Here is a 25,412-nt window from a genome sequence, read left to right on the forward strand (position 1 = left end):
CCGAGCGTGCGCGCTGCTGACGCCACTACCCCCGGTGTGTTCTCTAGGCTCATGCCTCGATGACGCAACCTCGCCATGCCTCCTCGGCGTCCGTCCGCCGTCGTGACCTTCGCACGACCGGCGACCGACGCGCGCCTGCGGTCGACCGCGCCCCGAGCGCCACGGTGGCCCGCAGCGGCTCCGGCACGCCCCGTCATGCCGGCTCGAGGGCGAGGCACCGGCTGCGCACCGCAGCAGTGGCGATCGTCGGTCTGCTCGCGTTCTCCGGCACCGCCGTCGCGGCCACCTACAACCAGCTGCAGGGCGAGGTCGACGCTCTCGACGTCGGGGAGCTCATCGACCCGCCCGAGGGCGCTGACGCGACCACGGCGCCGCCGGTCGACCCGAACGCGGGGACCCCGCTGAACATCCTCATCATCGGCTCGGACAGCCGCGCCGACGGTGCAGTCAACGACAGCTTCGACTCCGTTCTCGCCGACACCCACATCGTCGCCCACATCTCGGCGGACCGCTCCCGGGTCGAGCTGGTCTCGATCCCCCGCGACGTCATGGTTGACATCCCGCAGTGCCGCACGACCTCGGGCACCACCGTCTACGCCCGGTTCGGGATGTACAACAGCGCGTTCGCCGAGGCGTTCGTGGCGGGTGGCGACAAGGAGTCGGCCATCGCGTGCGACATCAACCTCGCGCAGTCCGTCACCGGGCTGACGATCGACGGCTGGGTGCTCGTCGAGATGGGCGGGTTCGTCAAGATGGTGGACGCGCTCGGCGGCGTCGACATCTGCATCCCGGAACCGATCTCGGCACCCAAGGCGAACCTGGAGCTGGAGGCCGGTCAGCAGACCCTCAACGGCGAGGACGCGCTGGGGTACGCCCGTGCCCGCAGCGGCGACGGCCTCAGCGGTTCCGACCCCGACCGCATCGAGCGGCAGCAGCACCTGATGTCGGCGATGGTCGACGAGGTGCTCTCACGCAACGTCCTGACCGACGGGCCCGCGCTCTACCAGATGCTGCGCGCCGCGCTCGGGTCGCTGACGATGAGCAGCAACCTCGCCTCGCTCAACGACATGGCCGGGCTCGCGCTGAGCCTGCGCTCCCTCGATCTCGACAACGTCACCTTCATGACGACGCCCTTCGCCGAGTATGCGCCGGACCCCAACCGGCTGGTGTTCACCAGCGAGGTCGAGGTGATCTGGGAGCGGATGGCAGCCGACGAGCCGATCGTCCAGGTGGAGGAGGAGCCCGAGGCTGCCACCGACGGCGGCGAGACCACGACCGACACCGAGACCACCGACGAGCCCAGCAGCGACGAGCCCAGCACCGAGCCGACCACCGAGGACTCGGGCGCCGCCTCGGCAGGTGACCTCAACCCGGTGTGCTGAGCCCGTGCGCCACGCCATCCGCGAGCGCCCGCGCGGGCGCCGCCGTCCACCGGCGAGGCGCTCCCCCTCGGCAGCCGCTCCGGCTCGGCGCCGGCTCGAGGCGTCGCTGCGGCACGGCCGCCGCGTCCGCCGCAGCAGCACCCACGTCGTGATGGCGCTGGTGACCGGCGTCGCGCTGTTCGCGACCAGCGCTGCCGCGCTGACCTACCGCACCCTCGACTCGAACATCTCCTCCTACGACATCGAGACCCTGCTGGGCGAGGACCGCCCGACGACGAGCGCTGCCGCCGACCCGGAGGACCCGCACGCCGGGCGCCCGCTGAACCTGCTCCTCGTGGGCGTCGACGACCGCGAGGGAGACAACGCCCGCTTCGGCGGCGCCGGTCAGAGCGGCGTCCGCTCCGACACCGTGATTCTGGCCCACGTCGCCGCCGACCGCTCCCGGGTGGAGATGATCTCGATCCCCCGCGACTCCTGGGTCTCGATCCCCACCTGCCCGTTGCCCGACGGCACCTGGAGCCAGCCCACCGAGTTCAAGTTCAACCAGGCGTTCGCGCTGGGTGGCGCCACCGGTGACGTCGGGTACGGCGTCGCGTGCTCGATCCGCACCCTCGAGTCGCTCACCGACATCCGGATCGACGGTTTCGTGGCGGTCGACTTCACCGGGTTCATCCGGATGATCGATGCCGTGGGCGGTGTCGAGATGTGCATCCCCGAACGGATCGACGACCCGGACGCCGACCTGCAGCTCGAGCCCGGCCTGCAGGTCCTCGACGGCGAGCAGGCGCTCGGTTTCGCACGTGCCCGCAAGACACTCGGCAACGGCAGCGACACCGACCGCATCGGCCGCCAGCAGGAGCTGCTCGGCGCCACGATCCGCACCGTGCTCGACCAGAACCTCCTCACCGACTCCGCCTCCCTGTACCGGTTCCTGGACGCCGCGACGTCGGCCCTCACCACGAGCGGCGACCTGGGCTCGATCTCCTCGCTGGCCGGGATCGCGCTGTCGTTGCGCGACGTCCGAGCCGACGACGTCACGTTCGTCACCGTGCCCTGGGTCAACCGGGGCGACGGCGCCAACGTGCTCTGGACCGAGGAGGCGGACGAGCTGTTCGCCGCCGTCGCAGCCGACCGTCCGATCGAGGACGACGACGCCACCACAGCCGAGGAGCCCGCCGCCGATGACGGCACCGCCGACGCCGGCGGCGACACACCGGACCCCGGCACCGTCCCGACCGACCCGACCTCACCTAGCCTGGGCGGGTCCCACGACGAGAGCGAGAGCTGCTGATGGGCTCCGACGATCCATTCGACTTCGAGGCGCCCCCCGGTGCCCGCACCCCGCGCGACGCACCCCGACCGCCGTCGGGTGAGCCGCCGGCTGCACCCGGGCGGCGACCCGTGCGCCGGACGCCCTCGCGCGCCCGCACCGACGGTGCTGCCACGCCGCTCTCCGGCGAGCCACCGCGCCGCGTGCCGCCTCGCCGTGAGCCCGCCCAACCGGGCGCCAAGCGCCCCACCCCACCGCGGACCGGTCGAGGTACCGGACGCGCCGACGCCGGTGCCGACCGCCGGCAGGGCGGCGTCCCGCCGTCGTACGCGCCCGACCAGGGTTCCGCCTACGAGGGCGCGCCGCGGACCCAGGTGATGCCGGCCGGCGGTGGCGCCCCGCCACGATCGGTCTCGGCGAGCAGCCGCACCGAGCGGCCCGGCTCCCGCCCGCCCGACGCGCCGCCCACCACGCCGCGCCCCGCCAAGCCCCCGCGGCGCCGCCGCCGCGGCCGCCGCGTGATCGCGATCCTGCTGGTGCTGCTGGTGCTGGTGCTCGCATGGCCGATCGGCCTGATGGTGTGGGCGAACGGCAAGATCAACCACGTCGACGCGACCTCCGGCGGCCTGAGCTCACCGGGGACGACCTACCTGCTCGCCGGCTCCGACTCGCGTGCCGACGGCGTCCTGCGCAACGACACCACCGAGGGTCAGCGCACCGACACGATCATGCTGCTCACGGTGCCCAGCAGCGGCGCGACCTCGCTGATCTCGATCCCCCGTGACAGCTACGTGGAGATCCCCGGCCACGGGCCCAACAAGCTCAACACCGCCTACGCCTTCGGCGGCGCGCCGCTGCTCGTCGAGACCGTCGAGGCGCTGACCGGCATCGGCGTCGACCACTACGTCGAGATCGGCATGGGTGGCGTGGCCGGCCTGGTCGACGCCGTCGGCGGGATCGAGCTGTGCCTGGACTACGTGGTCGACGACAAGGACAGTGGCCTGGTGTGGGCCGAGCCCGGGTGCCAGGTCGTCGACGGCGACACGGCGCTGGCGTTCGCCCGCATGCGCAAGGCCGACCCGCTCGGCGACATCGGTCGCACGCAGCGCCAGCAGCAGGTGATCCAGGGGGTCACCAGCACGGTCGCCGACCCCTCGCTCGTCTACAAGCCGGGCGAGCAGGTGCGGTTGATCGAGGCCGGCCTGGGCGCGCTCACGGTCAGCAACGGCACCAACATCCTCGACATGGGCCGGCTCGCGCTCGCCTTCCGCGACGCCACCGGCGCCGACGGTGTGCGCGGCGCCCCGCCGATCGCGGACATGGACTACCGCCCCGGCGGTGTGGGGTCCACGGTGCTGCTCGACCCCGACCTCGCGCCCGGGTTCTTCACCTCGCTCGTCGACGGCACGGTCACCGACGAGGACACCCACACCATCGGCTGACCCCCACCCGGTTTCAACACGATTCCGTCCACCCCGGGTTTCAACACGATTCCGTCCACCCCGGGTTTCACCACGATTCCGTGCAGCTCAGGAGCGCAGGATGCGGGGACCCTCGATCGCCGGGCAGCGGTCCATGACGACGTCGAGACCCGCGTCGAGCGCGCGCTGCGCCGCGGCGTGGTCGATGACGCCCAGCTGCAGCCACACCGCACGGGCGCCGCGGGCGATGGCCTCGTCCACGACAGCGCCGGCGAGGTCGGCGTTGACGAACACGTCGACGACCGCGATCTCGCCCGGCACGTCGGCGAGCGTGGCGTAGCCGGTCGCGCCGTGCACGGGCTCCGCCTTCGGGTGCACCGGCACGATCGTCTGTCCGATGGACTGCAGGTAGGCAGCCACGCGGAACGCGGCGCGCCGGGCGTTGGTGGACAGGCCCACCACCGCCCACGTGGCCGGGGTCCGGATGAGGCGCTCGATCACTGCCGGGTCGTTGATCTGGCTCATGTCGCCAGCCTAGGCCGGGCAGCCGCCGTCGTAGCCTCGGAGGGTGAGCCGACAGCCCGGGCAGGTCGTCATCCTCAACGGAGCGCCGCGTGCGGGGAAGTCGAGCACCGCGCGTGCCCTGCAGGCCGCGGTCGAGGGGTCGTGGATCCACCTCGGCGTCGATGCGGTGATGGCGTCGACCCCCGAGCACCTGCTCCCGGGGATCGGGCTCCGCCCCGGCGGCGAGCGTCCCGATCTGGAGCCCGTGGTCGCGACGATGACGACGGCGCTCTACGGCTCGGTCGCGGTGCACGCCCGGCTCGGGCTCGACGTCGTCGTCGACGCCGCCCACCACCGTGACTACGCGACGCCGTTGGACACCTTCGCCATCGCCCAGCACCAGCTGGGCGACCTGCCGGTGCTCGTCGTGGGCGTGCGCTGCCCGCTCGAGGTGATCCGCGAACGCCGCCGCGCGACCTGGGGCGGTCAGGGATACGTGGGCAGCACGACCCTGGAGGACCCGGTGGAACGCTGGCAGCGCGCCGTGCAGGTCCTGCGGTGCGACCTGGAGATCGACACCCATGCCATGACGCCGCCGGAGTGCACCCGCGTCATCGGCGAGGCGTTGGGCCGCACGGTCAGAGTCAGGTCGTGATGGTCGAGCCCACCGGCAGGATCGGGCCCAGCGTGAAACGGGCGTTGCTCCACAGCGCGTACAGCAGCGGTGTCGCCGACAGCCCGATCGCGAGCGCCGGATGGAGCGTGAACAGCGCGGCCTGCAGCCCGAGGATCACGAGCGCGGCGACGCTGAGGTACCAGCGCTTCACGGCGAGATAGAGGCACGCGCGGAGCACGTCGCGCAGCCGCGCATCCGGTCGCTCGACGCCCGCGACCAGGGCGAGCACCGCCGTCGAGACGGCAAGGGCGAGCACGACCATGAGGAGCCCGCCGAGGAGCACGGCCCAGCGGCTGGTGCCGAGCACGGCGAGGTCGACGACGATCACCACCGACAGCGCCACCACCCCCGCACCGATCGCGAGGGAGCGGCGCAACGTGCGCCACCAGCCGGACCAGAAGGCCACGACCACGCTGCCGCTGCGCGCCTCGGTCAGGTGCCGGAACACCGCGAACAGCGCAGGCAGCGCCGGGACCGCTGCGACGGCGGCGACCGCGAGCGCGGGCCAGGATCGGCGCGGGTCGGTGGTGATCAGCAGCACCAGCAGCGGCGCCGAGGCGATCGCCAGGCAGAAGTTCGCGACCAGCGCGCCGGCGACCGTGCTGAAGATCGACTCCCACGCGATGCCCGAGATCCGCAGCAGCGGGCGCCGCTCGGTGACCGCCGTCATCCCTTCACACCCGTGGTCGCGATGCCCTGCACGAAGTAGCGCTGCCCGAGCATGAAGATGATGGCGATCGGCAGCACCGAGAGCACCGATCCGGTCATGATCAGCGCGTACTCGGCGTTGTACTGCGACACCAGCGACTTCAACCCGATCTGGATGGTCCAGATCTCGGGTGACCGCAGGTAGATGAGCGGGCCGAGGTAGTCGTTCCACACGTTGACGAACGTCAGCAGCGACAGCGACGCCACCGCGGGTCCCGACAGCGGCAGCACCACGCGGCGCCAGATGCCGTACTCCGAGAGCCCGTCGATGCGGGCGGCCTCGGACAGCTCCTCGGGGATCGACTCGTAGTACTGCTTCATGAGGAACACGCCGAACGCCCCGAAGGCCTGCAGCGCGATCATCGCCCACAACGTGTTCGAGAGCTCGAACCGAGACATCAGGATGAACTGCGGGATCATGTACGCCTGCCACGGCACCGCGATCGTGCCGACGTACGCCAGGAACAGCACGTCCCGGCCGGGGAACCGGATCTTCGAGAAGCCGTAGGCCGCGAAGCTGCCGGTCAGCACCTGCAGGAACGTGATGACCACCGAGAGCAGCAGCGTGTTGCGCAACCACGTGGTCATGTTGGCCTTGGTCCAGATGTCCAGGTAGTTCTGCCAGACGACGGGGTCGGGCAGCCACTGGATCGGCACCGTGAAGACCTGGGTGTTGTTCTTCAGCGACGACGTGACCATCCACACGAACGGCACCAGGATCGCCGCGGCAGCGACCAGCATCACCGCATAGAGCAGCACCCGGCCGACCATGTGCAGACCGCTCCGCCGGCCTGCGCGGCCGCGGTTGACCGGGCTGCCGGTGTCGGTGCTCGGCGGGTCGAGTGTCAGGGTGGCCATCATCGGTCCCTTCGCTTGTTCACCAGGAACTGCAGCACCGTGACGCCGATGCAGATGAGGAACAGCACGATCGCCACCGTGGAGGCGTACCCGAAGTCCCGCTCCACGAAGCCGGTGTCGTAGATGTACTGCGACAGCACCAAGGTGGCTGTGCCCGGGCCGCCGTTGGTCATCACGAGGATCAGGTCGAAGACCTTGAAGCTGCCGATCGTGAGCATCACGGTGACGAAGAAGGTCGTCGGGCGCAGCCCGGGCATCGTGACGTTCCGGAACCGCTGCCAGGCGTTGGCGCCGTCGATGCGTGCGGCCTCGTACAGCTCGCTCGGGATCGCCTGCAGACCCGCGAGGAACAGCAACATGTAGTAGCCCATGTCGCGCCAGATCGAGACCAGGATGATCGCGGGCATCGCCCAGTCGGTCGAGGTGGTCCAGCCCGGCGGGTTCGCGATCCCGATCGCCTCGAGGAACTGGTTGACCGGCCCGGCCTCGGGCGAGAACAACATGTTCCAGACGACGGCGATCGCCACGATCGAGGTGATGTAAGGGAAGAAGGCGACCGTGCGGAAGAAGGCCACCCCGCGCAGCTTCTGGTTGAGCAGGACCGCCAGTCCCAGCGCCGCCCCGAGCGTGAGCGGGATGTGGAAGACCGCGTAATACAGGGTGTTGAGCAGCGCGGTGTGGAAGGTGCTGTCGGCCAGCAGTCGCTGGTAGTTCTCCAGGCCGGTGAACTCGGCCGCCCCGAAGGCGTTCCAGCTCGTGAACCCCAGGTACATGAGGATCAGCACCGGGACCAGCGTGAAGGTGGCGAACCCGAGGAAGTTCGGCAGGATGAAGGTCCAGCCCACCAGGGCGCGCCGGCGCCTCAGTCGCCTGCCGGGGGCGCGGGGGCGCTCGATGGTCGTCGCTGACATGCGTGCTCCTTGCAGCGTGTGGCGTGGTATGCCGATCGGGGTGGTGCCGGCAGGTGCCGGTCACCACCCCGACGGTCGGATCAGCCCAGGACCTCGTCCTGAGCGCGGGCGATGGCAGCGGCGATGCCCTCGGCCGGGCTGATGTTGCCGGTCATGATCTCCGAGTGAGCGTCGTCGAGGATCGTCTGCAGCGGCGGCGTGCCGGAGTTCACCGGGGCCTCGGGCACCGGCTGCTGCGAGGAGAACGCGGTGCGGGCCACGTCGTCGGTCGGAACACCCTCGAGCCCGAACATCACCTCGGCCACGGCCTCGGTGGTGTACGCGGGCATGATCCCGATGGCAGCCAGCTCGCTCGCTGCCTCCTCGGAGCCGATGTAGGCCAGGAACTCCTTGGCGGCGTCGAGCTTGTCCTCGTCGATCGCGGCGTTGATGCCGATCGCGGTCGGGTTGCCCTGCGTGATCGGGGCGTCGAGCGTGCTGTCGTCCAGCTGCGGCATCGGCGCGAAGCTCCAGCCGAAGGTGTCGGCGTCACCGCTCTCCTGCTGCGCGAGCAGCGTCGCCACGTACCACGAGCCCATCGGCATCATCGCGACCTTCTGCGTGCCGAACTGGCCCTGGTAGGTGAGCGAGTTGGTCGTCACGGTGCCGTAGCTCTCCTGCGCGCCCGCCTCCTGCAGCTCCATCGCACGCTCGTAGAACGGCACCATGTACTCCCAATCGGCGGCGAGGAACTCCTCGTCGGAGCCGGCCTGGGCGTTCGCGAAGCCGGTCACCAGGCTCGTCCAGCCGTGCTGGTACGTGGCCTTCGCCTCGGTGCCTGCCAGCCCCTCCTGCAGCGCCATCGACGCGGCCACGTAGTCGTCCCACGTCCACGTGCCGTCCGGGATCTCGACACCGGCCTGCTCGAAGAGGTCCACGTTGTAGTAGAGGAACCAGGCGTCCTGCCGGTACGGGATGGCGTAGGTGGCGCCATCCACGGCGTAGGCATCGACGCCCAGGATGTCGCCGCTCAGCTCGGACGCGACGTCGCTGACGTCGACCAGCTGGCCGCCCTCCTGGTAGGTGGGCAGCGTCGTCACCGTCTTGAGCGGGTACAGGTCCGGCGCCGAGCCGGCGGCGAGATCCGCCGTCAGCTGGGTGTCGTAGTTCGCCGCGTCGTACTCGAGCACCGAGATCGAGACCTCGGGGTTCTGCTCGGTGAAGCCGTCCACGAGCACCTGGAACTCCGGGGTCGTCGAGAGCGACCAGCCTGCGAGCACGAGGTCGGTCGAGCCGCCCTCACCGCCGCCGTTCGAGCCACCGGAGCCTCCGCCGTCGTCGGAGCAGCCCGCGAGCACGAGCATCGCTCCTGCCAGTACGGCCACGCCTGCCTTCGTCGTTCGCCTCATTGCGTTGTTTCCTCCTGCTGGGGTCGAGGCCCGCGGATCGGGCCTGCTGTGCGGGTCCCGAGCTGAGACAGCTCGGCCGTGGTGAAGCTCATGCGCTGACGCCGACGGTCTCGACGGACACGGCGCCGCGTACCGGTGCGCCCGCGACCAGATCCGCCAGCGCGTCGAGCGCGTGGTGGGCGAGCCGCCTGGTCTCCGAGCCCAGCGAGCCGGCGAGGTGCGGGGTGACCATGACGTTCGGCAGCGCGAGCAGACCGTGACCGCGCGGGAGCGGCTCGGGCTCGGTCACGTCCAGGATCGCGTCGATCCTGCCGGCGGCGCACTCGCGCAGCAGCGCGTCGTGGTCGACCAGCCCACCGCGCGCGGTGTTGATCAGGGTCGCGCCGTCCGGGAGCAGCGCGAGCTCGGCGGCGCCGATCATGCCCCGGGTCGCCTCGCCGAGCGGAGCGTGCAACGAGAGGATCTCGCTGCTGCGCAGCAGCGAGGGCAGCGACACGAGCTCGCCGCCCGCAGCGGCCACGTCGGCCGCCTGGGCGTAGGGGTCGGCCACGAGCACGCCTGCCGGCTGCAGCACCCGGTGGATGAGCTCCAGAGTGCGTCGCCCGATCCGTGAGAACCCGACGAGCCCGATCGTGCGGCCGAGGTTGGACAGCTCCCCGTCGCTCACCGCACCCCACGACACCGGCCGTTCGCGGTTCGCCGCCGCGAGGGGGACCGCCCGCTTGCCGGCCAGGATGATCGCGGCGAGCGCGAACTCGGCCACCGGGATCGCGTTGGCGTCGGCGCCGGAGACCACCGTGATGCCGCGCGCGTACGCCTCCGGCGGCACCAGCGACCGCACGCTCCCCGCGGCGTGCAGCACGGCGCGCAACCGCGGCGCCCCGTCCAGCACTTGCGTCGTGATCGGCGGGCATCCCCAGGAGGTGATGAGCACCTCGACGTCGGCGAGCCGCGCCATCGTGGCGTCATCGAACCGGTCCGACCATGCAGGGTCACCGAGCACGGCGAGCGCGCGGAGCCGCTCGAGCTCGGCGCGACCGAACAGCTGCTGGTGGACGCGCCCGTCCATCACCAGCAGAACCTGCGGGTCGTCCATGACTCGATCTCACTCACCGTCGAGGGCCAGATGTTCGTTCCTGATCGTTTACGTGCCTATGATGCGGCCTGACGGTAAGCGAACAGGTTCGATCGTGTCAACACGACATGATCGAACATCCCTGACCGGCGTGGTGGACGGCACACTGTGGGCACGAGGGAAGGTGAGCGATGAGCGAGGACGGCACCGCGTCGGCCGAGAGCCGGGCGCTCGGCGCGTCACGACGCTCCGAGGTCCTCGCCGCGGTGCGCCGCCACGGCACCGTCCGGGTCGCCGAGCTGGCGGCCCAGTTCGACGTGACCCCGGTGACCATCCGTCGCGACCTGGCCGACCTCGACGAGGCCGGGCTCGTCACGCGCGTGCACGGAGGCGCGATCGTGGCCGCCGAGGGACCCCGCGACGATGCTCCTGCAGCCCGCCGCATACCTCAGCCGGGCCGCGGTGACGGCGCGATCGGCCTGCTGGTGCCCTCACTCAGCGTCTACTGGCCCGACATCGCGCGCAGCGTCGAGAGCGAGGTCCGCCGGGCCGGCCTGCGGCTGCTGCTGCGCGAGTCCCGCTACCGCGCAGCCGACGAGCGGCCCGATCTCGACTGGCTCGTCGACTCCGGCTGCCTCGGCCTGCTGGCCGCTCCCACGATGGACGGCGTCGGCGGCGAGCGCGCACGGGAGTGGCTCCGCGACGCCCCGGTGCCGGTCGTGCTCGTCGAGCGCACCGCCGTCGTCGACGACTACCAGCGTGCGATCGAGTCGGTGGTCTCCGATCACGCCCTGGGTGGCGAGATGGCCACGCACCATCTGGCGAATCTCGGCCATCGGCGGATCGGCGCGGTGCTGTCGCGGACGTCGCCGCACTTCGAGGAGATCCGGCTCGGCTGGGACCGCGCTGTCGCGGAGCTGCGCCTGGCGAGCGACGTCACCGTCGACGAGGTGCCCGAGCGCGCGAGCGAGGACTTCGACCCCGCCCTGGAGGTCGCGGTCGACCACGCGGTCGCGAACGGCACCACCGGTCTGCTCGTCCACTCCGACCCCGAGGCCGTGCGGCTGGCCCAACTGGCCACCACGCGCGGCCTGCGCATCCCGGAGGACCTCTCGATCGTCTCCTACGACGACGAGGTCGCCGCGCTCGGCACCCCGCCGCTGACCGCGCTGCGACCGCCGCGCCAGGAGGTCGGTCGGACCGCCGTGACGATGCTGCTCGAGCGTCTCGCCGACCCGGATCGTCCGACGCATCGCGTCGCGATCAGCCCCACGCTCGTGGTGCGGGACTCGACCGGCGCGCCGGTCACGCGTTGAAGCCGGGCTTCTGCGCGCGTTGCGCGCGCAGCCTCACACCCTTCTCGACGGCGGTCTGACGCAGCTGTTCCTGGAACGTCGCCATCTGCTCGCGCAGGCCGGCGCCCAGGTCGTCACCGCCGGCGGCGAGGATCCGCACCGCCAGCAGCCCGGCGTTGCGGGCACCGCCCACGCTCACGGTGGCGACCGGCACCCCGGCGGGCATCTGCACGATCGAGAGCAGCGAGTCCATGCCGTCGAGGTGCTGCAGCGGCACCGGAACGCCGATCACCGGCAGCGGCGTCACGGCTGCCAGCATGCCGGGCAGGTGAGCGGCGCCGCCGGCGCCCGCGATGATGACGCGCAGCCCCCGCGCGGCGGCCTGCTCGCCGTAGAAGATCATCTCCTGCGGCATCCGGTGCGCGCTGACGACGTCCGCCTCGTAGGGCACGCCGAACTCCTCCAGCGCCTTGGTCGCCTGCTCCATCACGGGCCAGTCGGAGTCGGAGCCCATCACGACTCCGACCAGGGGTTGACCGTTCGTCATCCGGCTTCCTCTCGCTCGGTCGGGCTCTCGCCCCGCAGGATCGCGACGGCCGCGGTGGCGCGCTCGCGACAAACCTCTAGGTCGGCACCGGTCACGGTGACGTGGCCCAGCTTGCGGCCCGGCCGGACCGCCTTGCCGTACAGGTGGACCTTGGCCTCGGGACAGCGCGCCATCAGCGCGGGATAGGCGCTCGCGGGGTCCTCCAGCTCGGAGCCGAGCAGGTTGACCATCACCGCCCACGGCGCGGTCGGTGCGGTGTCGCCGAGCGGGAGGTCCAGCACGGCCCGCAGGTGCTGCTCGAACTGGCTGGTGACCGAGCCGTCGATCGAGAAGTGGCCCGAGTTGTGCGGCCGCATGGCGAGCTCGTTGACGAGCACGCCCTCCGCCGTCGCGAACAGCTCCACGGCGAGCACGCCGGTCACGCCCAGCCCCTCGGCGACGGTCCGGGCGATCTTCTCGGCCTCGCGCGCGAGCGCGGGGTCGAGGCCGGGCGCGGGTGAGAGCACCTCGGCGCAGACGCCGTCACGCTGGATCGTCTCGACGACCGGCCACGAGCGCATCTCGCCCGAAGGGCGCCGCGCGACGAGCGCGGCGAGCTCGCGCACGAACGGGACCTTCTCCTCGACCAGGAGCGGTCCGCCGTCGGCCATCCAGTCGGCGACCTCGACGGCGTGGCTCACCACGCGCACGCCCTTGCCGTCGTAGCCGCCCACCGGGGTCTTGACGATGACGGGGCGGCCGACGGTCTCGGCGAACTCCTCGAGCTCGGCCGCGGTGCTCACGCGTGCCCAGCGCGGGCACGGCACGCCGAGGGCGCCCAGCCGTTCGCGCATGTGGAGCTTGTCCTGGGCGCAGGCCAGCGCGTCGGGGCCGGGCTGGACGCTGACGCCCTCGGCCTGCAGCGCGCGCAGGTGGTCGCCGGGGATGTGCTCGTGCTCGAAGGTGAGCACGTCGGCGCCTGCGACGAGGGCGCGCAGGTCGGCCAGCTCCTTGGGGGTGCCCACCGGGCTGTCCGGGAGCACCTGGGCGGCAGCGCCGTCAGGGTCCTCCACCAGGGCTCGGAGCCTGATCTGCAGCGCAGCGGCAGGCTCGGCCATCATGCGGGCCAGCTGCCCGCCCCCCACCACAGCGACCACGGGACCCACGGGTGGCAAGCCTAGTGGTGTACGGGGGCTGGTCAGCACTCCCCGCGTCGCCGGACCGCGCCCCCCGGGCGGCGCATGCGATCCTCGTCCTGTGGAACGGCTCAGGCACTGGCTGCTGGTGCGGCACCGCAGCAACTGGATCCAGCTGTTCCGGTTCGCGCTCGTGGGCGGCTCCGGCGTGCTGGTCAACCTGCTCGTCGTGGTGATCTGCAACAGGCTGGGCGCGCACCCGGAGGCGATCGCGGTCGATCTGCCGCTCACGGAGTTCAACGTCCGCTGGTACCACGTGTTCTCCACGACCGCCTTCCTCGTGGCCAACCTGTGGAACTTCCAGCTGAACCGGTGGTGGACGTTCCGCAGCGCGAAGCACGCCGCCTGGTGGCGCGAGTACCCGCCGTTCCTCATGGTCGGGTTCGCCGCCCAGGTCGTGGGTCTGGGCATCCTCACCCTGCTGATGCACCCCCACTCCCCCTTGGGACTGCCGAACGAGATCTTCGACGACTCCACCGGCCTGCGCACCAAGGTCTACTGGGCGCAGCTGATCTCGGTGGTCCTCGTGACACCGGTCTCGTTCGTCCTCAACAAGATCTGGACCTTCCGCCGCGTCCGCACCCGCGACGGCCGCTCCCTCGCCGAGGCCGCCCACCTCAGCCCCGAGCCGGGGCCAGCTCCCGGCGCCTCGGACCCGAGCGAGAACGAAGCTCAGCGAACCTGACCGGCGATCACCAGGCCGACCGCGCCACGACGTTGCCCTTCACGCCCCGTGGTCACTTCCGCAACGCCCCGCCCACCGCGGCGTTGCCCTTTACGCCCCGCGGTCACTTCCGCAACGCCCCGCCCACCGCGGCGTTGCCCTTCACGCCCTGCGGTCACTTCCACAACACCCAGCCCGCCGTCGCGTTGCATCCCACGCCCCGTGGTCACCTCTGCAACGGGCCTGCCAGCCGTCCACGACCTCGGCCCGTGCCGACCACGCACTGGCGCCCGAAGCGTTTGCACGTCCCCTGACCTCCAGCCACCAGGAGGTGAGGCACCGACGCCGATGCGCGGGCTCGTGCGCGCGAGAATGGCTGGGTCTGGCGGGAGCACGTGAGGAACGAGCGTGCGGATGGTTCTTCTCGCGCGCACGAGGCCGCGGAGCGGCCCCACGGATCGGCGCGAGCCGATCCTCCGCGCAGAGCCGTCAGCGGCGCCGCCGCCGCCGCCCCACCACCACCATCGACCCCGGCGGCAGCACGTCCATGGACTCCAGCCGCTTGGGGACGGCGGCGAGGAAGATCGCGAACACCGGCGGCCGCCGTTGCGCGAGGTCGAGCCGGCCGCCGTCGGCCTTGACGAGGTCGCGGGCGAGGCCGAGACCGAGCCCGGTGCCCTTGCCGGAGGTGACGTGGCGCTCGAAGATGCGGGGCGCGAGCTCGTCGGAGACACCCTCGCCCTCGTCGGAGACCTCGATGATGACGCCGACGTCGGGGCCCGACTTGGAGGGACGGGCGGCGACCGTGGTGGTGCCGTCGCCGTACTTGAGCGAGTTCTCGAGCAGCGTCGACAGGGCCTGGGTGAGCGCACCGGGGGTGGCCAGCACCTTGATGCCGTCCGGGTCCTCGAACCGCAGTGGCCGCCCGGCGCGCCGGAACGTCGGCCCCCACTCGCGCTGCTGCTGGTCGAAGACCTCGGCGAGCTCCAGCGGTTCGGTGGTGCCGCCGTCGGTGCTGCGAGCCGAGGACAGCAGGTCGTCGACGACCCCGACGAGCCGCTCCACCTGCTCGAGCGAGATCCTGGCCTCCTCCGCGATGTGCGGGTCCTCGGCGGTCATCTCGATCTCTTCGAGCCGCATCGTCAACGCGGTCAGCGGCGTGCGGAGCTGGTGGCTGGCGTTCGCGGCGAACTCGCGCTCGGCGACCATGCGCGTGGCCATCCGCTCCCCCGAGCGGACCAGCTCGCTGGCCACCAGGTCGATCTCCTCGACGCCGGAGGTCATGATCGAGGGCTGCGCGCGCCCGGCGCCGAGCTGCTCGGCGCTCGCGGCGAGGTAGATCATCGGCGCCGCCAGCCGGCGCGCCTGCCGGCCCGCGACCAGCGCGCCCACGCCGAACGCGACCAGCGAGGCGACCACGACCAGGATGACCACCTGCGCACCGCGCCAGAACAGGCTGCTGGCGGGCACCTCGACGACAACCAGGGCACCGGACGCCGTGCCCTGCCGGACCTCGTAGGTGTTGCCGTCGAACTCGTCCCCGACCGTGACCTCGACGCCGTCAGGTGTCGTCACGGTCACCCGCATCGGGATGTTGACGGTCTCGTCGTCGGTCCATCGCCTGAGGGACTCGTCGGTGATCTCGAGGTCGAACGTCAGCCGGGTCTCCACGGCACGCGCGACGCTCTCGGTCCGCAGCCGCAGGTCGGAGAGCACCGAGTCCTGCACGAGCACGACGCCGAAGATCGCCATCGGCACGCCCAGAAGCAGCACCGCGACGGTCACCGCCGCGATCGTCGCGGTGAGAACCCGCCTCCGCAGCTCAGTGCTCCTCGGTCTCGAACCTGAAGCCCATGCCGCGCACCGTCGAGATGTACCGCGGCGAGTTCGCGTCGTCGCCGAGCTTGCGGCGCAGCCACGAGACGTGCATGTCGAGGGTCTTGGTGGAACCGGTGGGGTCGGAGGCCCAGACCTCGCGCATCAGCGACTCGCGGGAGACCACCGAGCCGCCCTCGCGCACCAGCACGCGGAGCAGCTCGAACTCCTTGGCGGTCAGCGAGAGCTCACGCTCGCCCTGGAACGCGCGGTGGGCTGCCACGTCGACCTTGACGTCCTGGGCCGCGATCTCCTCGTCCTCGTCGCCGTCGCTGCCGGCCCGCCGCAGCAGCGCCCGCACGCGGGCGAGCAGCTCAGCTAGCCGGAACGGCTTGGTGACGTAGTCGTCGGCGCCGGCGTCGAGCCCGACGACGAGGTCGACCTCGTCGGCGCGCGCGGTCAGCACCAGGATCGGCGTGGTCATCCCCTGGTTGCGCACCCAGCGGGCGACGTCGAGGCCGTCCATGTCGGGCAGGCCGAGGTCGAGCACCAGCAGATCGGCCGAGCCGGCCTGGTCGATGGCACCACCGCCGGTGCCGTGCACGGACACCTCGTAGCCCTCTCGCGACAGCGCGCGAGCCAATGGCTCGGCAATGGCAGGGTCATCCTCAGCTAATAGGACTCGGGTCACTCGGCCATGCTAGTGCCATGCGCTGGGGTGGCGAGCGTCAATCCAGCCGCGTCGCACCGCCGTCGACCTGGCGCGCCCGACCCAGCCGCACGGGTCGCACGACGCCCAGCCCCTGGACCGCGACCGGCGCCTCGGGCGCCAGCGCGACGCCCGGCTCGGTGGCCTCCAGCAGCGCGGCGCTGACGTCGTCGAGCACGATCGAGCCGGCGACGGCGACGTCCGCCAGCCGGGACGCGAGGTTCACGCTGGGCCCGAACACGTCCCCCGACAGCGAGAGCACCCGCCCCCACACCAGCCCGCCACGCACCTCGAAGCTCTTGCCGTGCATGGCCTCCAGCAGCTGCAACGACACCTCGGCACCGGTGCGCAGGTCGTCGGCGACGAACAGCACCGCGTCACCGATCGTCTTGACCACCCGGGCTCCGTTCCCGGCGATCGTGTCGCGCGCAGCGGTCTCGAAGCCCTGCACGAGGTCGGCGAGCTCGCCGGACGACAGCCCTGCGGTGCGCTCGGTGAAGGAGACCATGTCGAGGAAGCCGACCGCTCGCTCCAGCGGCAGCTCGCCGGAGCCGGGCAGCTGGGGCGCGTGCGCCTGCGCGATGTCCCGGTCGAGCCGCCCCATCAGCGCCACGAGCTGCCGCCGCCACGTGTGCACCATCTGCTGCTCGAGCACCGGGGCCAGCGCGGCCAGCCGGTCGAGCACCACGAGTCGGGCCGAGGTGTCGTCGAGCTCGTACCGCACCGAGGCGTCCTCGACCAGCGCCTCCAGCTGCCAGAGGGCGAGCCGGTCGGCGCTGTGGCCCTGGGCGCGCACGAGCGTCTGGGCTGCGGGCAGCCCGAGCGTGCCCGACTCGACGAGCTCGGCCATCAGCGCCAGCGCGGCGACGTCACCCTCGGTGAAGTGCGGGTCGTCGTCGGGCACGTCCGCGAACCCGAGCGAGCGCCAGAAGCCGCGCACGATCGTCAGGCTCAGCCCGGTGCGCTCGGCCACCTGATCTGTGGTCAGCAGCGGCTCGTCGCCGAGGAGCCCGAGCGCCAGCGCCCGATAGGTCGACCCGCCGGCTGCGGAACCCTCTTGCTCGACCACGCTGTGAAACTACCGCCCCTCGCCCGCCGCTGCCCGGAGATGCTCGACGTCCCCGGCCATGACGACCCGCTCGGTGCCGCCCGGCTCTCGGATCACGAGGCCACCGCCGTCGTCGATCGCCCGGGCGGTGCCGGTCACGCGAGCCCCGCCCGGCAGGTGCGCGACGACCTGCGCGCCGATGCTCACGCATCGCCGCTCGACGGCGGCCCTCCAGGTCAGCGGGTCGCTCACCAGGGCCTCGGCGAGGCGGGCACGCACGGCCTCGAGGAGGTCCGACGCGGCGACGTCGATGCCGTACGCCTGCAGCGTCGCCGCCCACGGGACCGGCGCGGACCCGGCGAGGTTGACGCCGATCCCCAGCAGCACGCCCTGCTGGCCGGGCAGCACCTCGGCGAGCAGGCCGCCGACCTTGCGCAGGTAGCCCCAGCCCTCGATCTCCGACGTCGCGGGCAGCACCACGTCGTTCGGCCACTTCACGCCGGCCGGGCCGTGCGGCGAGGGGTGCGGCGGCACGGCGTCGGGTGGCGGGCTGCGGAGCTCGTCGATCACGTCGGCCACGGCGCACCCGGCGAGCATCGGGATCCACGGCCACCGCTGCACCGGCAGCTCGGGCCGCAGCACCAGGCTCGCGGTCAGCGCGGTCAGCTCGCCGGTCTCCCAGGTGCGGTCGCCACGCCCCCGACCGGCGAGCTGGCGCACGGCGCGCAGCCCGGACAGGTGCGGCCAGCCGGGCGCGTCCGCCGCGAGCGCGCGCAGGTCCTCCTGGGTCGACCCGGTCTCCTCGACGGTCACCACCGCCGAGCGCCCCGGGGCCGGCATCTGAGTCATCCCGCCAGCGTGCCACGGAACAGGCTCCGCGCTCGATGTCTCGAAGGCGCCGGAGCAACCGGTTGCCACGCCGTCGGACGCGGCGGCTGTTCCACCATCGCGACCAGCGGCACCCTCTACCCTGCTGAGCGTGACCACTTCCTCCACCGCCGACAAGCTGGCCGATCTGGACCGACGCATCGCCGAGGGGCCGCAGGCCCTGGCGAGCGCCGCCGTCGAGAAGCAGGGCAAGCGCGGCAAGAAGTCCGCACGGGAGCGCATCGACGCGCTGCTGGACCCCGGCAGCTTCGTCGAGCTCGACGCGTTCGCCACGCACCGCTCGACCAACTTCGGGCTGGACAAGCGTCAGATCCCGGGCGACGGCGTCGTGGTGGGCTACGGCACGGTCGACGGGCACCAGGTGGCCATCTACAGCCAGGACTTCACCGTGTTCGGCGGCTCGCTCGGCGAGGTCCACGGTCAGAAGATCAGCAAGGTGATGGACCTCGCGCTCCGCACCGGGGTGCCGCTGATCGGGATCTCCGACGGCGGGGGCGCTCGCATCCAGGAGGGTGTCGCCGCGCTGACCCAGTTCGCGGAGATCTTCCGCCGCAACGTCGCTGCCTCCGGCGTGATCCCGCAGATCTCGCTGATCCTCGGCCCGAGCGCGGGCGGTGCGGTGTACTCCCCCGCGCTGACCGACTTCATCGTGATGGCCGACCAGACCTCGAACATGTTCATCACCGGACCGGACGTGATCCGCGCGGTCACCGGCGAGGACGTCGGCTTCGAGGAGCTGGGCGGCGGCCGCACGCACAACGAGCGCTCCGGCGTGGCGCACTACCTCGCTGCCGACGAGGACGACGCGTTCGACTACGTGCGCGCGCTGCTGCACTACCTGCCGGCCAACAACCTCACCGACCCCGAGACCTTCCCGACCGAGGTCGACCTCGAGAGCACCGACGTCGACATGGCGCTCGAGACCCTGATCCCGGACTCGGACAACCAGCCGTACGACATGCACGCGCTGATCGAGGCCGTGGTCGACGACGGCGAGTTCCTCGAGGTACAGGCGCTCTACGCCCGCAACGTCCTCATCGGGTTCGGGCACGTCGAGGGGCACCCCGTCGGGATCGTCGCCAACCAGCCGCAGACGATGGCCGGCACCCTCGACATCAACGCCGCCGAGAAGGCAGCCCGGTTCGTGCGCACGTGCGACGCCTTCAACATCCCGGTGCTGACCTTCGTCGACGTGCCGGGGTTCCTGCCCGGCACCGACCAGGAGTGGAACGGCATCATCCGCCGCGGCGCGAAGCTGATCTACGCCTACGCCGAGGCCACGGTGCCGCTGATCACGGTGATCACCCGCAAGGCCTACGGGGGCGCCTACATCGTCATGGGCTCCAAGCAGCTCGGTGCCGACCTCAACCTCGCCTGGCCCACCGCGCAGATCGCCGTCATGGGCTCGGGCGGCGCCGTCAACATCCTGCACCGCAGCACGCTCAAGCGCGTCGCGGAGGAGGGCGGCGACGTCGAGGCCGAACGGGCGCGCCTGACCAACGAGTACGAGGAGGCGATCGTCAACCCGTGGGACGCGGCGGCCAAGGGGTACGTCGACGCGGTGATCAAGCCTTCCGAGACCCGCTCGCAGATCGTCCGTGGGCTGCGCGCGCTGCGCACCAAGCGGGCGCAGCTGCCGGCGAAGAAGCACGGGAACATCCCGCTGTGAGCAACGGCAACGACGACGACGTCGCGGGCCTGCAGGGCGAGATCGGCGAGGTCGCAGGTCTGGTCCGCGTGGTGCGCGGCGAGGTCGACGAGGAGGAGCTCGCGGCACTGGTCGCGGGCATCGTCGCCGCCCGGATGGCATCCACGGGCGACGAGGTCGACGACGGCTCGCGGACCTCGATCTGGGCCGACCCGCGCCGTCGGTGGGGGGTGCCGCGAGGCACGCAGCGCGCGGCCTGGCGGTGGAGCACGCACCAGGCCTGGTGAGCTTCCCAGCGAGGCGGAGCAGCGCCGGCCGCGGAGTATCGTCTCGCCGATGAGCACGAACCCCCGCCCCGCCACCGCGGTCGACGCGATCGCCGACGCCTTCGTCGACGACCTGGTCCGCCTCAGCCCGATCAGCGCCACCGAGCTCGGCCTGCCCGGAGCCGAGACCGAGCTGGACGACTTCTCCCCCGACGGCCGGGCCGCCGTCGCCGACACCGTCCGGGGGACGCTCACGAAGCTGGCTGCCGCCGAGGTGGCCGACGACGTGGACCGCGTCACGGTGGCCGCGATGCAGGAACGGCTCGGTCTGCACCTCGAGCTGTACGAGGCGGGCGAGCAGCACGGCGCGCTCAACGTGATCCACTCGCCGCTGCAGGCGCCGCGCGAGATCTTCGACCTGATGCCCACGGCGACCGCCGCCGACTGGGAGCAGATCGCCGAGCGGATGCACGCGGTGCCCGGCGCGATCGAGAGCTACATCGCCTCCCTCCGCCACGCCGCCGACGCCGGTCACCTGTCGGCGCAGCGGCAGTTCGAGGAGTGCATCAAGCAGGCGGAGGAGCTGGCCGGGACCGAGTCGTTCTGGTCGACGCTGGCCGAGAACGCGCAGCCCGACGACGGCGCCCCCGCCGCGGCGCTCGCGGCTCACCTGGAGGAGGGTGCCGGGCAGGCCAAGGCCGCCTACGGCAGGCTGACCGAGGTGCTGCGCGAGCTCGCCCCGCGTGCGCCGCAGGCCGACGCGGTCGGGCGGGAGCGGTACAGCCTGTGGTCGCGGCAGTTCCTCGGCGCCACGATCGACCTCGACGAGACCTACGAGTGGGGGCTCGAGGAGCTCGCGCGGATCGTCGCCGAGCAGGAGGAGGTCGCGGAGCAGATCGGCGGGCCCGGCACCACGCCGGAGCGCGCCATGGAGCTCCTCGACGCCGACCCGGAGCGCCAGATCCACGGCACGGACGCGTTGAAGGAGTGGATGCAGAAGACCTCAGACGCCGCCGTGGCCGAGCTCGCCGGCACGCAGTTCGACATCCCGGAGCCGGTGCGCCGGCTCGAGTGCATGATCGCCCCGACCACCTCAGGCGGCATCTACTACACGGGTCCGAACAACGACTTCTCCCGACCGGGCCGGATGTGGTGGGCCGTACCCGAGGGCGTCACCGAGTTCGGGACCTGGCGCGAGACCACGACCGTCTACCACGAGGGTGTCCCCGGGCACCACCTGCAGATCGGTCAGACCGTCTACCGCGCCGAGCTGCTGAACACCTGGCGCCGGCTCTCGAGCTGGGTCAGCGGGCACGGCGAGGGCTGGGCGCTCTACGCCGAGCGGCTGATGGCCGATCTCGGCTACCTCGACGACCCGGGCGACCGCATGGGCATGCTCGACGGCCAGCGGCTGCGCGCGGCGCGTGTGGCGCTCGACATCGGCGTGCACCTCGGCAAGGACTGCCCCGAGCAGTGGGGTGGCGGCACGTGGGACGCCGAGAAGGCCTGGGGCTTCCTCGACGCCAACGCGAACATGGCCGAGGGCTTCCTGCGCTTCGAGCTCAACCGCTACCTCGGCTGGCCGGGCCAGGCGCCCTCGTACAAGGTCGGGCAGCGGCTGTGGGAGCAGATCCGTGACGAGACCCAGGCGCGCGAGGGCGCCGCGTTCGACCTCAAGGCGTTCCACCGCCGTGCGCTCGACGTCGGCTCGGTCGGGCTGGACGTGCTGCGCGAGGCGCTGCTGCCCTGACGCGTCCTTGGGTGGCGGGCCTCGCCTGACGCGACGCGACCATGCCCGGTCGAACCCGCCCACCGCCGTCGGGATTGAGGGGTGATGCCGAGACCGGGGCGTGCACGGCCCGGTCCCGGCGGTCGACCTCGGTCTCGGTCTCGGTGGGTCAGCGCACCGACGACGGCGACGCGGCCGGGTGCGTCGTCGCGGTCCTGGCAGCCGCGACGGTCGCGGCGATGACCTCGCGCCACGGGGTGGCGGCCACGCCGAGGAGCTCGGTGGTCTCGGAGCCGTCGGAGACGAACGGCTCGTCGTGCTGGTACAGGACCTCGCGCAGCCCCCGCATCATCGGGTCGACCAGCCCGAGCGCGCGCACGATCGCCCGGGGGTGCCGGCGCACGGTGGCGCGCGGCAGGCCCGCGACGTCCGCGAGGTCTCCCGCGACCTGGCGCAGCGAGCGCGGCGCAGCCGTGGGGACCACCCAGGCCCTGCCCCAGCCGTGCTCGGAGGCGATCGCCGCGGCGGTGGTCGCGGCGATGTCGCCGACGGCGGTCCAGCTGTGCGGCGCGTCGGGGTCGCCGATCACCCAGGCGGTGCGACCCGCCAGGAGCGGCATCACGAAGCGCTTGCCGAGGTGGGCGCTGTCGGTGCTGAGCGACTCGGGGCCGTAGTAGTCGGAGGCACGGATCTCGGTGACCCGCACGCGACCCGCACGATGCACCTCGGTCAGCTGCTCCCACATCCTGGCGCGGACGGCGCCCTTGCGGGTCGTCGGGCGCAGCGGGGTCGACGCCGTCATCGGTGAGGTGCCGGGCGCGTGGCCGTAGAGGTTGCCGATCAGCGCCAGGTCCGCGCCTGCAGCGGCGGCCGCGTCGATCGCGTTGGAGATCAATGGGGGCCACTCCTCCTCCCAGGACTGGTACGGCGGGTTCGTCGCGACGACGAGGCTCGCTGCGCCGTCGAGAACCTCGCGCAGGCGCGGGTCGGTGCCGGCGAGCCGGACGGCGGCGGCGCCGGGCACCTCGGTGCCCGAGCGGGTGGCGACCGTGACCTGGCCGCCGTCGGCGAGCAGTCGGCTGGTGACGGCGCGGCCGATCGGGCCGGCTCCGAGGACGACGTGACGGGACATGAGATGACCTTCCTGCTGATGGGGAGAACACCGTTCTCGGCGTTCGTGAACAGTGTTCTCTCGATGGTGCCCGTTTGTCAAGAACACTGTTCTCGGCTGTGGCATCCTGGGTGCATGACCGCCGCTGCCCCGCCGATGCTCACCGCCGTGCTCGATGTCGCGAGGCGCCAGCTCGGGGAGGTGGGGCCGGCGGCGCTGTCGCTGCGGGCGATCGCCCGCGAGGTCGGGGTGGTGCCGTCGGCGCTGTACCGGTATCTGCCAGGCAGGGAGGCGATCCTCACCGAGCTGATCCGGAGCGGGTACGAGCGGCTGGCCGGCGCGGTCACCGAGGCGGAGGCCGCGGTGCCCCGCGCGGACCACCTGACGCGGTGGCGGACCACCTGGCGAGCCACCCGCGAGTGGGCGGTGGCGCACCCCCATGAGTACGCGCTGCTCTACGGCACGCCCGTGGTGGGATACCGCGCCCCTACCGAGACGGTCGGTCCCGCCACCCGCGTGGTGCTGACCCTCGCGCAGGTCGCGGTGGACGCCCAGATCGCGGGGGCGCGCGCGCCGGCGTCCGAGGAGCTCGGACCGGAGGTCATGGCCGACGCGGAGGCGGTCCGAGCGCTGCTCCCCGAGCTCGGGCTGGCCGTCGAGGTGCCGATCGACCCTCGGCTGGTGATGCTGGTCATCGACGGCTGGACCACGCTGTTCGGCGCGATCTCGTTCGAGCTGTTCGGTCACTACGAGCGGTCGGTGACCGCGCGCGCCGAGCACCTGGACCTGCTCGCCCGGCGGCGAGCCGCGGCGCTCGGGATCGTCGCGCTGGGTGGTGCCACGGGGCGCGACCACGATGGTGAGGCACAATCGCAGGCGTGACGACGATCTCGGTAGCCGGGCTCGGCTACGTCGGCCTGTCCCTGGCGGTCCTGCTGGCTCGCCGCCACACCGTGCGGGGTCTGGATCTCGACACCGTCCGGCTGGAGATGCTGCGCCGCGGGGTGAGCCCGATCCACGACGACGACATCGCGCGCGCTCTGGGCGAGGAACAGCTGGACCTCAGCTACACCAGCAGCGCCGAGGAAGCCCACCGCGACGCCGAGTTCGTCATCATCGCCACGCCGACCAACTACGACCCGGTCACCAACTACTTCGACACCACCTCGGTCGAGGCGGTGATCGCCGACGTCACGCGCGTGAACCCGTCGGCCACGATGATCGTGAAGTCCACCGTCCCGGTGGGTTTCGTCCAGGATGCCCGCGCCCGGCTCGGCACCGACAACGTGATCTTCTCGCCGGAGTTCCTTCGCGAGGGCCGGGCGCTGCACGACAACCTGCACCCCTCGCGGATCGTGGTGGGCGAGGACTCCGAGCGGGCGCGCACCTTCGCCTCGCTGCTGGTCGAAGGCGCTGTCGACGACGACGTCCCGGTGATCTTCACCGAACCCACCGAGGCCGAGGCGATCAAGCTCTTCGCCAACACCTACCTCGCGATGCGGGTCGCCTACTTCAACGAGCTCGACTCCTTCGCGATGGCGCACGGCCTGGACACCCGGCAGATCATCGAGGGCGTCGGCCTGGACCCGCGGATCGGCACGCACTACAACAACCCCTCGTTCGGGTACGGCGGCTACTGCCTGCCCAAGGACACCAAGCAGCTGCTCGCCAACTACACCGACGTGCCGCAGACACTGATCAGCGCCATCGTCGACGCCAACAGCACCCGCAAGGACGTCGTGGCCTTCGACATCCTGGCCCGCAAGCCTCGCGTGGTGGGCGTGCACCGGCTGCTGATGAAGGCCGGCTCGGACAACTTCCGCGAGTCCTCGGTGCAGGGCATCATGAAGCGCATCAAGGCCAAGGGCGTGCCCGTGCTCCTCTACGAGCCGGAGCTAGGCGAGGAGGAGTTCTTCGGCTCCCCGGTGGTGCGTGACCTCGAGGAGTTCAAGGCCGCCGTCGACGTGATCGTCGCGAACCGCATGGTCCCAGAGCTCCACGACGTCGCCGACAAGGTCTACACCCGAGACCTCTTCGGCTCCGACTGACCAGGCGGGCCCGTGCCCGGCCCCTCCCGCAGCACCGGTGACTGAGCGCCCACCCTCCTGCAGCGCCGGTGACCTACCGCCCACCCACCCCCAGCGCCGGACTTACCGCCCACCCCCCAGCGCCGGTGACTTAGCGCCCACTTTCCGACCGCGTCGGTGACTTTGCGCCCACCGGGGGCCTCTGCGTGGGCACAAACTCACCGACGCTGCAGGGGTGTGGGCCCAGACGCACCGGCGGAGGGGTCGGGGACCGCCACCTGACCCCTGGCTGTCCAC

Annotated in this window: 24 protein-coding genes; 11 read left to right on the plus strand and 13 right to left on the minus strand. The window is 71.8% G+C overall.

The genetic code is table 11. The features are described from left to right. The first annotated feature begins 59 nt into the window (after positions 1-59). The 3 genes from GPA04_RS16480 to GPA04_RS16490 are packed head-to-tail and all read left to right on the plus strand — an operon-like array spanning position 60 to position 4,094. Positions 60-1,382 (plus strand): LCP family protein, encoded by a 1,323-nt coding sequence (locus tag GPA04_RS16480; RefSeq protein WP_156225306.1) that lies wholly within the window; start codon positions 60-62, stop codon positions 1,380-1,382. A gap of 4 nt (positions 1,383-1,386) precedes the next feature. Continuing rightward, positions 1,387-2,673, plus strand: a complete 1,287-nt coding sequence (locus GPA04_RS16485; protein WP_156225307.1) for an LCP family protein — start codon at positions 1,387-1,389, stop codon at positions 2,671-2,673. Further along, complete coding sequence (locus GPA04_RS16490; protein ID WP_241680864.1) at positions 2,673-4,094, plus strand: LCP family protein; 1,422 nt, start codon at positions 2,673-2,675, stop codon at positions 4,092-4,094. Before GPA04_RS16485 ends, GPA04_RS16490 begins: the two co-directional genes overlap by 1 nt. Before the next feature lie 87 nt (positions 4,095-4,181). Here the strand turns inward: GPA04_RS16490 and GPA04_RS16495 are convergent, their stop codons facing one another. Then, positions 4,182-4,598 (minus strand): CoA-binding protein, encoded by a 417-nt coding sequence (locus GPA04_RS16495; RefSeq protein WP_156225308.1) that lies wholly within the window; start codon positions 4,596-4,598, stop codon positions 4,182-4,184. Positions 4,599-4,641: 43 nt separating this feature from the next. On the opposite strand from GPA04_RS16495, the gene GPA04_RS16500 reads away from it, so the two are divergent. Next, the gene (locus GPA04_RS16500) at positions 4,642-5,232 is read left to right on the plus strand and encodes a phosphotransferase-like protein (protein ID WP_156225309.1); all 591 of its coding nucleotides are present in this window, start codon (positions 4,642-4,644) and stop codon (positions 5,230-5,232) included. Here GPA04_RS16500 and GPA04_RS16505 read toward each other — a convergent pair. The 5 genes from GPA04_RS16505 to GPA04_RS16525 all read right to left on the minus strand — a co-directional run bounded on the left by GPA04_RS16505 (position 5,222) and on the right by GPA04_RS16525 (position 10,214). After that, positions 5,222-5,923: a DUF624 domain-containing protein gene (locus tag GPA04_RS16505; RefSeq protein ID WP_156225310.1), complete on the minus strand. Its 702-nt coding sequence runs from the start codon at positions 5,921-5,923 to the stop codon at positions 5,222-5,224. The two genes, GPA04_RS16500 and GPA04_RS16505, sit on opposite strands and share 11 nt — an antisense overlap. Continuing rightward, positions 5,920-6,819, minus strand: a complete 900-nt coding sequence (locus GPA04_RS16510) for a carbohydrate ABC transporter permease (RefSeq protein ID WP_436277922.1) — start codon at positions 6,817-6,819, stop codon at positions 5,920-5,922. The genes GPA04_RS16505 and GPA04_RS16510 overlap by 4 nt, the downstream gene beginning before the upstream one ends. After that, complete coding sequence (locus tag GPA04_RS16515; RefSeq protein ID WP_156225312.1) at positions 6,819-7,730, minus strand: carbohydrate ABC transporter permease; 912 nt, start codon at positions 7,728-7,730, stop codon at positions 6,819-6,821. Before GPA04_RS16515 ends, GPA04_RS16510 begins: the two co-directional genes overlap by 1 nt. A gap of 80 nt (positions 7,731-7,810) precedes the next feature. Continuing rightward, positions 7,811-9,094 (minus strand): ABC transporter substrate-binding protein, encoded by a 1,284-nt coding sequence (locus GPA04_RS16520; protein WP_206674263.1) that lies wholly within the window; start codon positions 9,092-9,094, stop codon positions 7,811-7,813. 112 nt (positions 9,095-9,206) lie between these two features. Continuing rightward, positions 9,207-10,214 carry a hydroxyacid dehydrogenase gene (locus GPA04_RS16525; protein ID WP_156225314.1) on the minus strand — a complete coding sequence of 336 codons (1,008 nt, stop codon included), beginning with the start codon at positions 10,212-10,214 and terminating at the stop codon, positions 9,207-9,209. 170 nt (positions 10,215-10,384) lie between these two features. Between GPA04_RS16525 and GPA04_RS16530 the strand changes: the two genes are divergently transcribed. After that, on the plus strand, positions 10,385-11,509 hold the full coding sequence (locus GPA04_RS16530; protein WP_156225315.1) for a substrate-binding domain-containing protein: 1,125 nt from the start codon (positions 10,385-10,387) through the stop codon (positions 11,507-11,509). On the opposite strand, the gene purE is transcribed toward GPA04_RS16530, so the two are convergent. Further along, on the minus strand, positions 11,499-12,035 hold the full coding sequence (gene purE / locus GPA04_RS16535) for a 5-(carboxyamino)imidazole ribonucleotide mutase (RefSeq protein ID WP_156225316.1): 537 nt from the start codon (positions 12,033-12,035) through the stop codon (positions 11,499-11,501). The genes GPA04_RS16530 and purE overlap by 11 nt on opposite strands. Next, positions 12,032-13,171 (minus strand): 5-(carboxyamino)imidazole ribonucleotide synthase, encoded by a 1,140-nt coding sequence (locus tag GPA04_RS16540; RefSeq protein WP_156225469.1) that lies wholly within the window; start codon positions 13,169-13,171, stop codon positions 12,032-12,034. Before GPA04_RS16540 ends, purE begins: the two co-directional genes overlap by 4 nt. Before the next feature lie 100 nt (positions 13,172-13,271). Between GPA04_RS16540 and GPA04_RS16545 the strand changes: the two genes are divergently transcribed. After that, on the plus strand, positions 13,272-13,895 hold the full coding sequence (locus GPA04_RS16545) for a GtrA family protein (protein WP_241680865.1): 624 nt from the start codon (positions 13,272-13,274) through the stop codon (positions 13,893-13,895). A 468-nt stretch (positions 13,896-14,363) separates the two neighbouring features. Here GPA04_RS16545 and GPA04_RS16550 read toward each other — a convergent pair whose 3' ends face one another. From GPA04_RS16550 to GPA04_RS16565, 4 genes are read right to left on the minus strand one after another with little or no spacing between them, the layout of a single operon-like run. Then, a complete protein-coding gene (locus GPA04_RS16550) occupies positions 14,364-15,659 on the minus strand; it encodes an ATP-binding protein (protein WP_366464871.1) in 1,296 nt (431 codons plus the stop codon). Between the two features lie 37 nt (positions 15,660-15,696). Further along, complete coding sequence (locus tag GPA04_RS16555) at positions 15,697-16,380, minus strand: response regulator transcription factor (RefSeq protein WP_156225319.1); 684 nt, start codon at positions 16,378-16,380, stop codon at positions 15,697-15,699. Positions 16,381-16,417: 37 nt separating this feature from the next. Then, positions 16,418-17,467 (minus strand): adenylate/guanylate cyclase domain-containing protein, encoded by a 1,050-nt coding sequence (locus GPA04_RS16560; RefSeq protein ID WP_156225320.1) that lies wholly within the window; start codon positions 17,465-17,467, stop codon positions 16,418-16,420. 9 nt (positions 17,468-17,476) lie between these two features. After that, positions 17,477-18,295, minus strand: a complete 819-nt coding sequence (locus tag GPA04_RS16565; protein WP_156225321.1) for a biotin--[acetyl-CoA-carboxylase] ligase — start codon at positions 18,293-18,295, stop codon at positions 17,477-17,479. Positions 18,296-18,416: 121 nt separating this feature from the next. Between GPA04_RS16565 and GPA04_RS16570 the strand changes: the two genes are divergently transcribed. From GPA04_RS16570 to GPA04_RS16580, 3 genes are read left to right on the plus strand one after another with little or no spacing between them, the layout of a single operon-like run. Further along, positions 18,417-20,003, plus strand: coding sequence for an acyl-CoA carboxylase subunit beta (locus GPA04_RS16570; protein WP_156225322.1), 1,587 nt, complete (start codon positions 18,417-18,419; stop codon positions 20,001-20,003). After that, positions 20,000-20,269, plus strand: coding sequence for an acyl-CoA carboxylase subunit epsilon (locus GPA04_RS16575; protein ID WP_156225323.1), 270 nt, complete (start codon positions 20,000-20,002; stop codon positions 20,267-20,269). Before GPA04_RS16570 ends, GPA04_RS16575 begins: the two co-directional genes overlap by 4 nt. A 49-nt stretch (positions 20,270-20,318) precedes the next feature. Further along, positions 20,319-21,998, plus strand: coding sequence for a DUF885 domain-containing protein (locus tag GPA04_RS16580; protein ID WP_156225324.1), 1,680 nt, complete (start codon positions 20,319-20,321; stop codon positions 21,996-21,998). A 148-nt stretch (positions 21,999-22,146) separates the two neighbouring features. On the opposite strand, the gene GPA04_RS16585 is transcribed toward GPA04_RS16580, so the two are convergent. After that, positions 22,147-23,109, minus strand: a complete 963-nt coding sequence (locus GPA04_RS16585) for an NAD-dependent epimerase/dehydratase family protein (RefSeq protein WP_156225325.1) — start codon at positions 23,107-23,109, stop codon at positions 22,147-22,149. 114 nt (positions 23,110-23,223) lie between these two features. Here GPA04_RS16585 and GPA04_RS16590 point away from each other — a divergent pair, with 114 nt between their 5' ends. Next, positions 23,224-23,970, plus strand: coding sequence for a TetR/AcrR family transcriptional regulator (locus GPA04_RS16590; protein WP_156225326.1), 747 nt, complete (start codon positions 23,224-23,226; stop codon positions 23,968-23,970). Continuing rightward, positions 23,967-25,136, plus strand: a complete 1,170-nt coding sequence (locus GPA04_RS16595) for a nucleotide sugar dehydrogenase (protein WP_241680866.1) — start codon at positions 23,967-23,969, stop codon at positions 25,134-25,136. Before GPA04_RS16590 ends, GPA04_RS16595 begins: the two co-directional genes overlap by 4 nt. The last annotated feature ends 276 nt before the right edge of the window (positions 25,137-25,412 follow it).

This window comes from Pseudactinotalea suaedae, assembly GCF_009733815.1.
In the GTDB taxonomy this organism is placed as follows: Bacteria; Actinomycetota; Actinomycetes; order Actinomycetales; family Beutenbergiaceae; genus Pseudactinotalea; species Pseudactinotalea suaedae.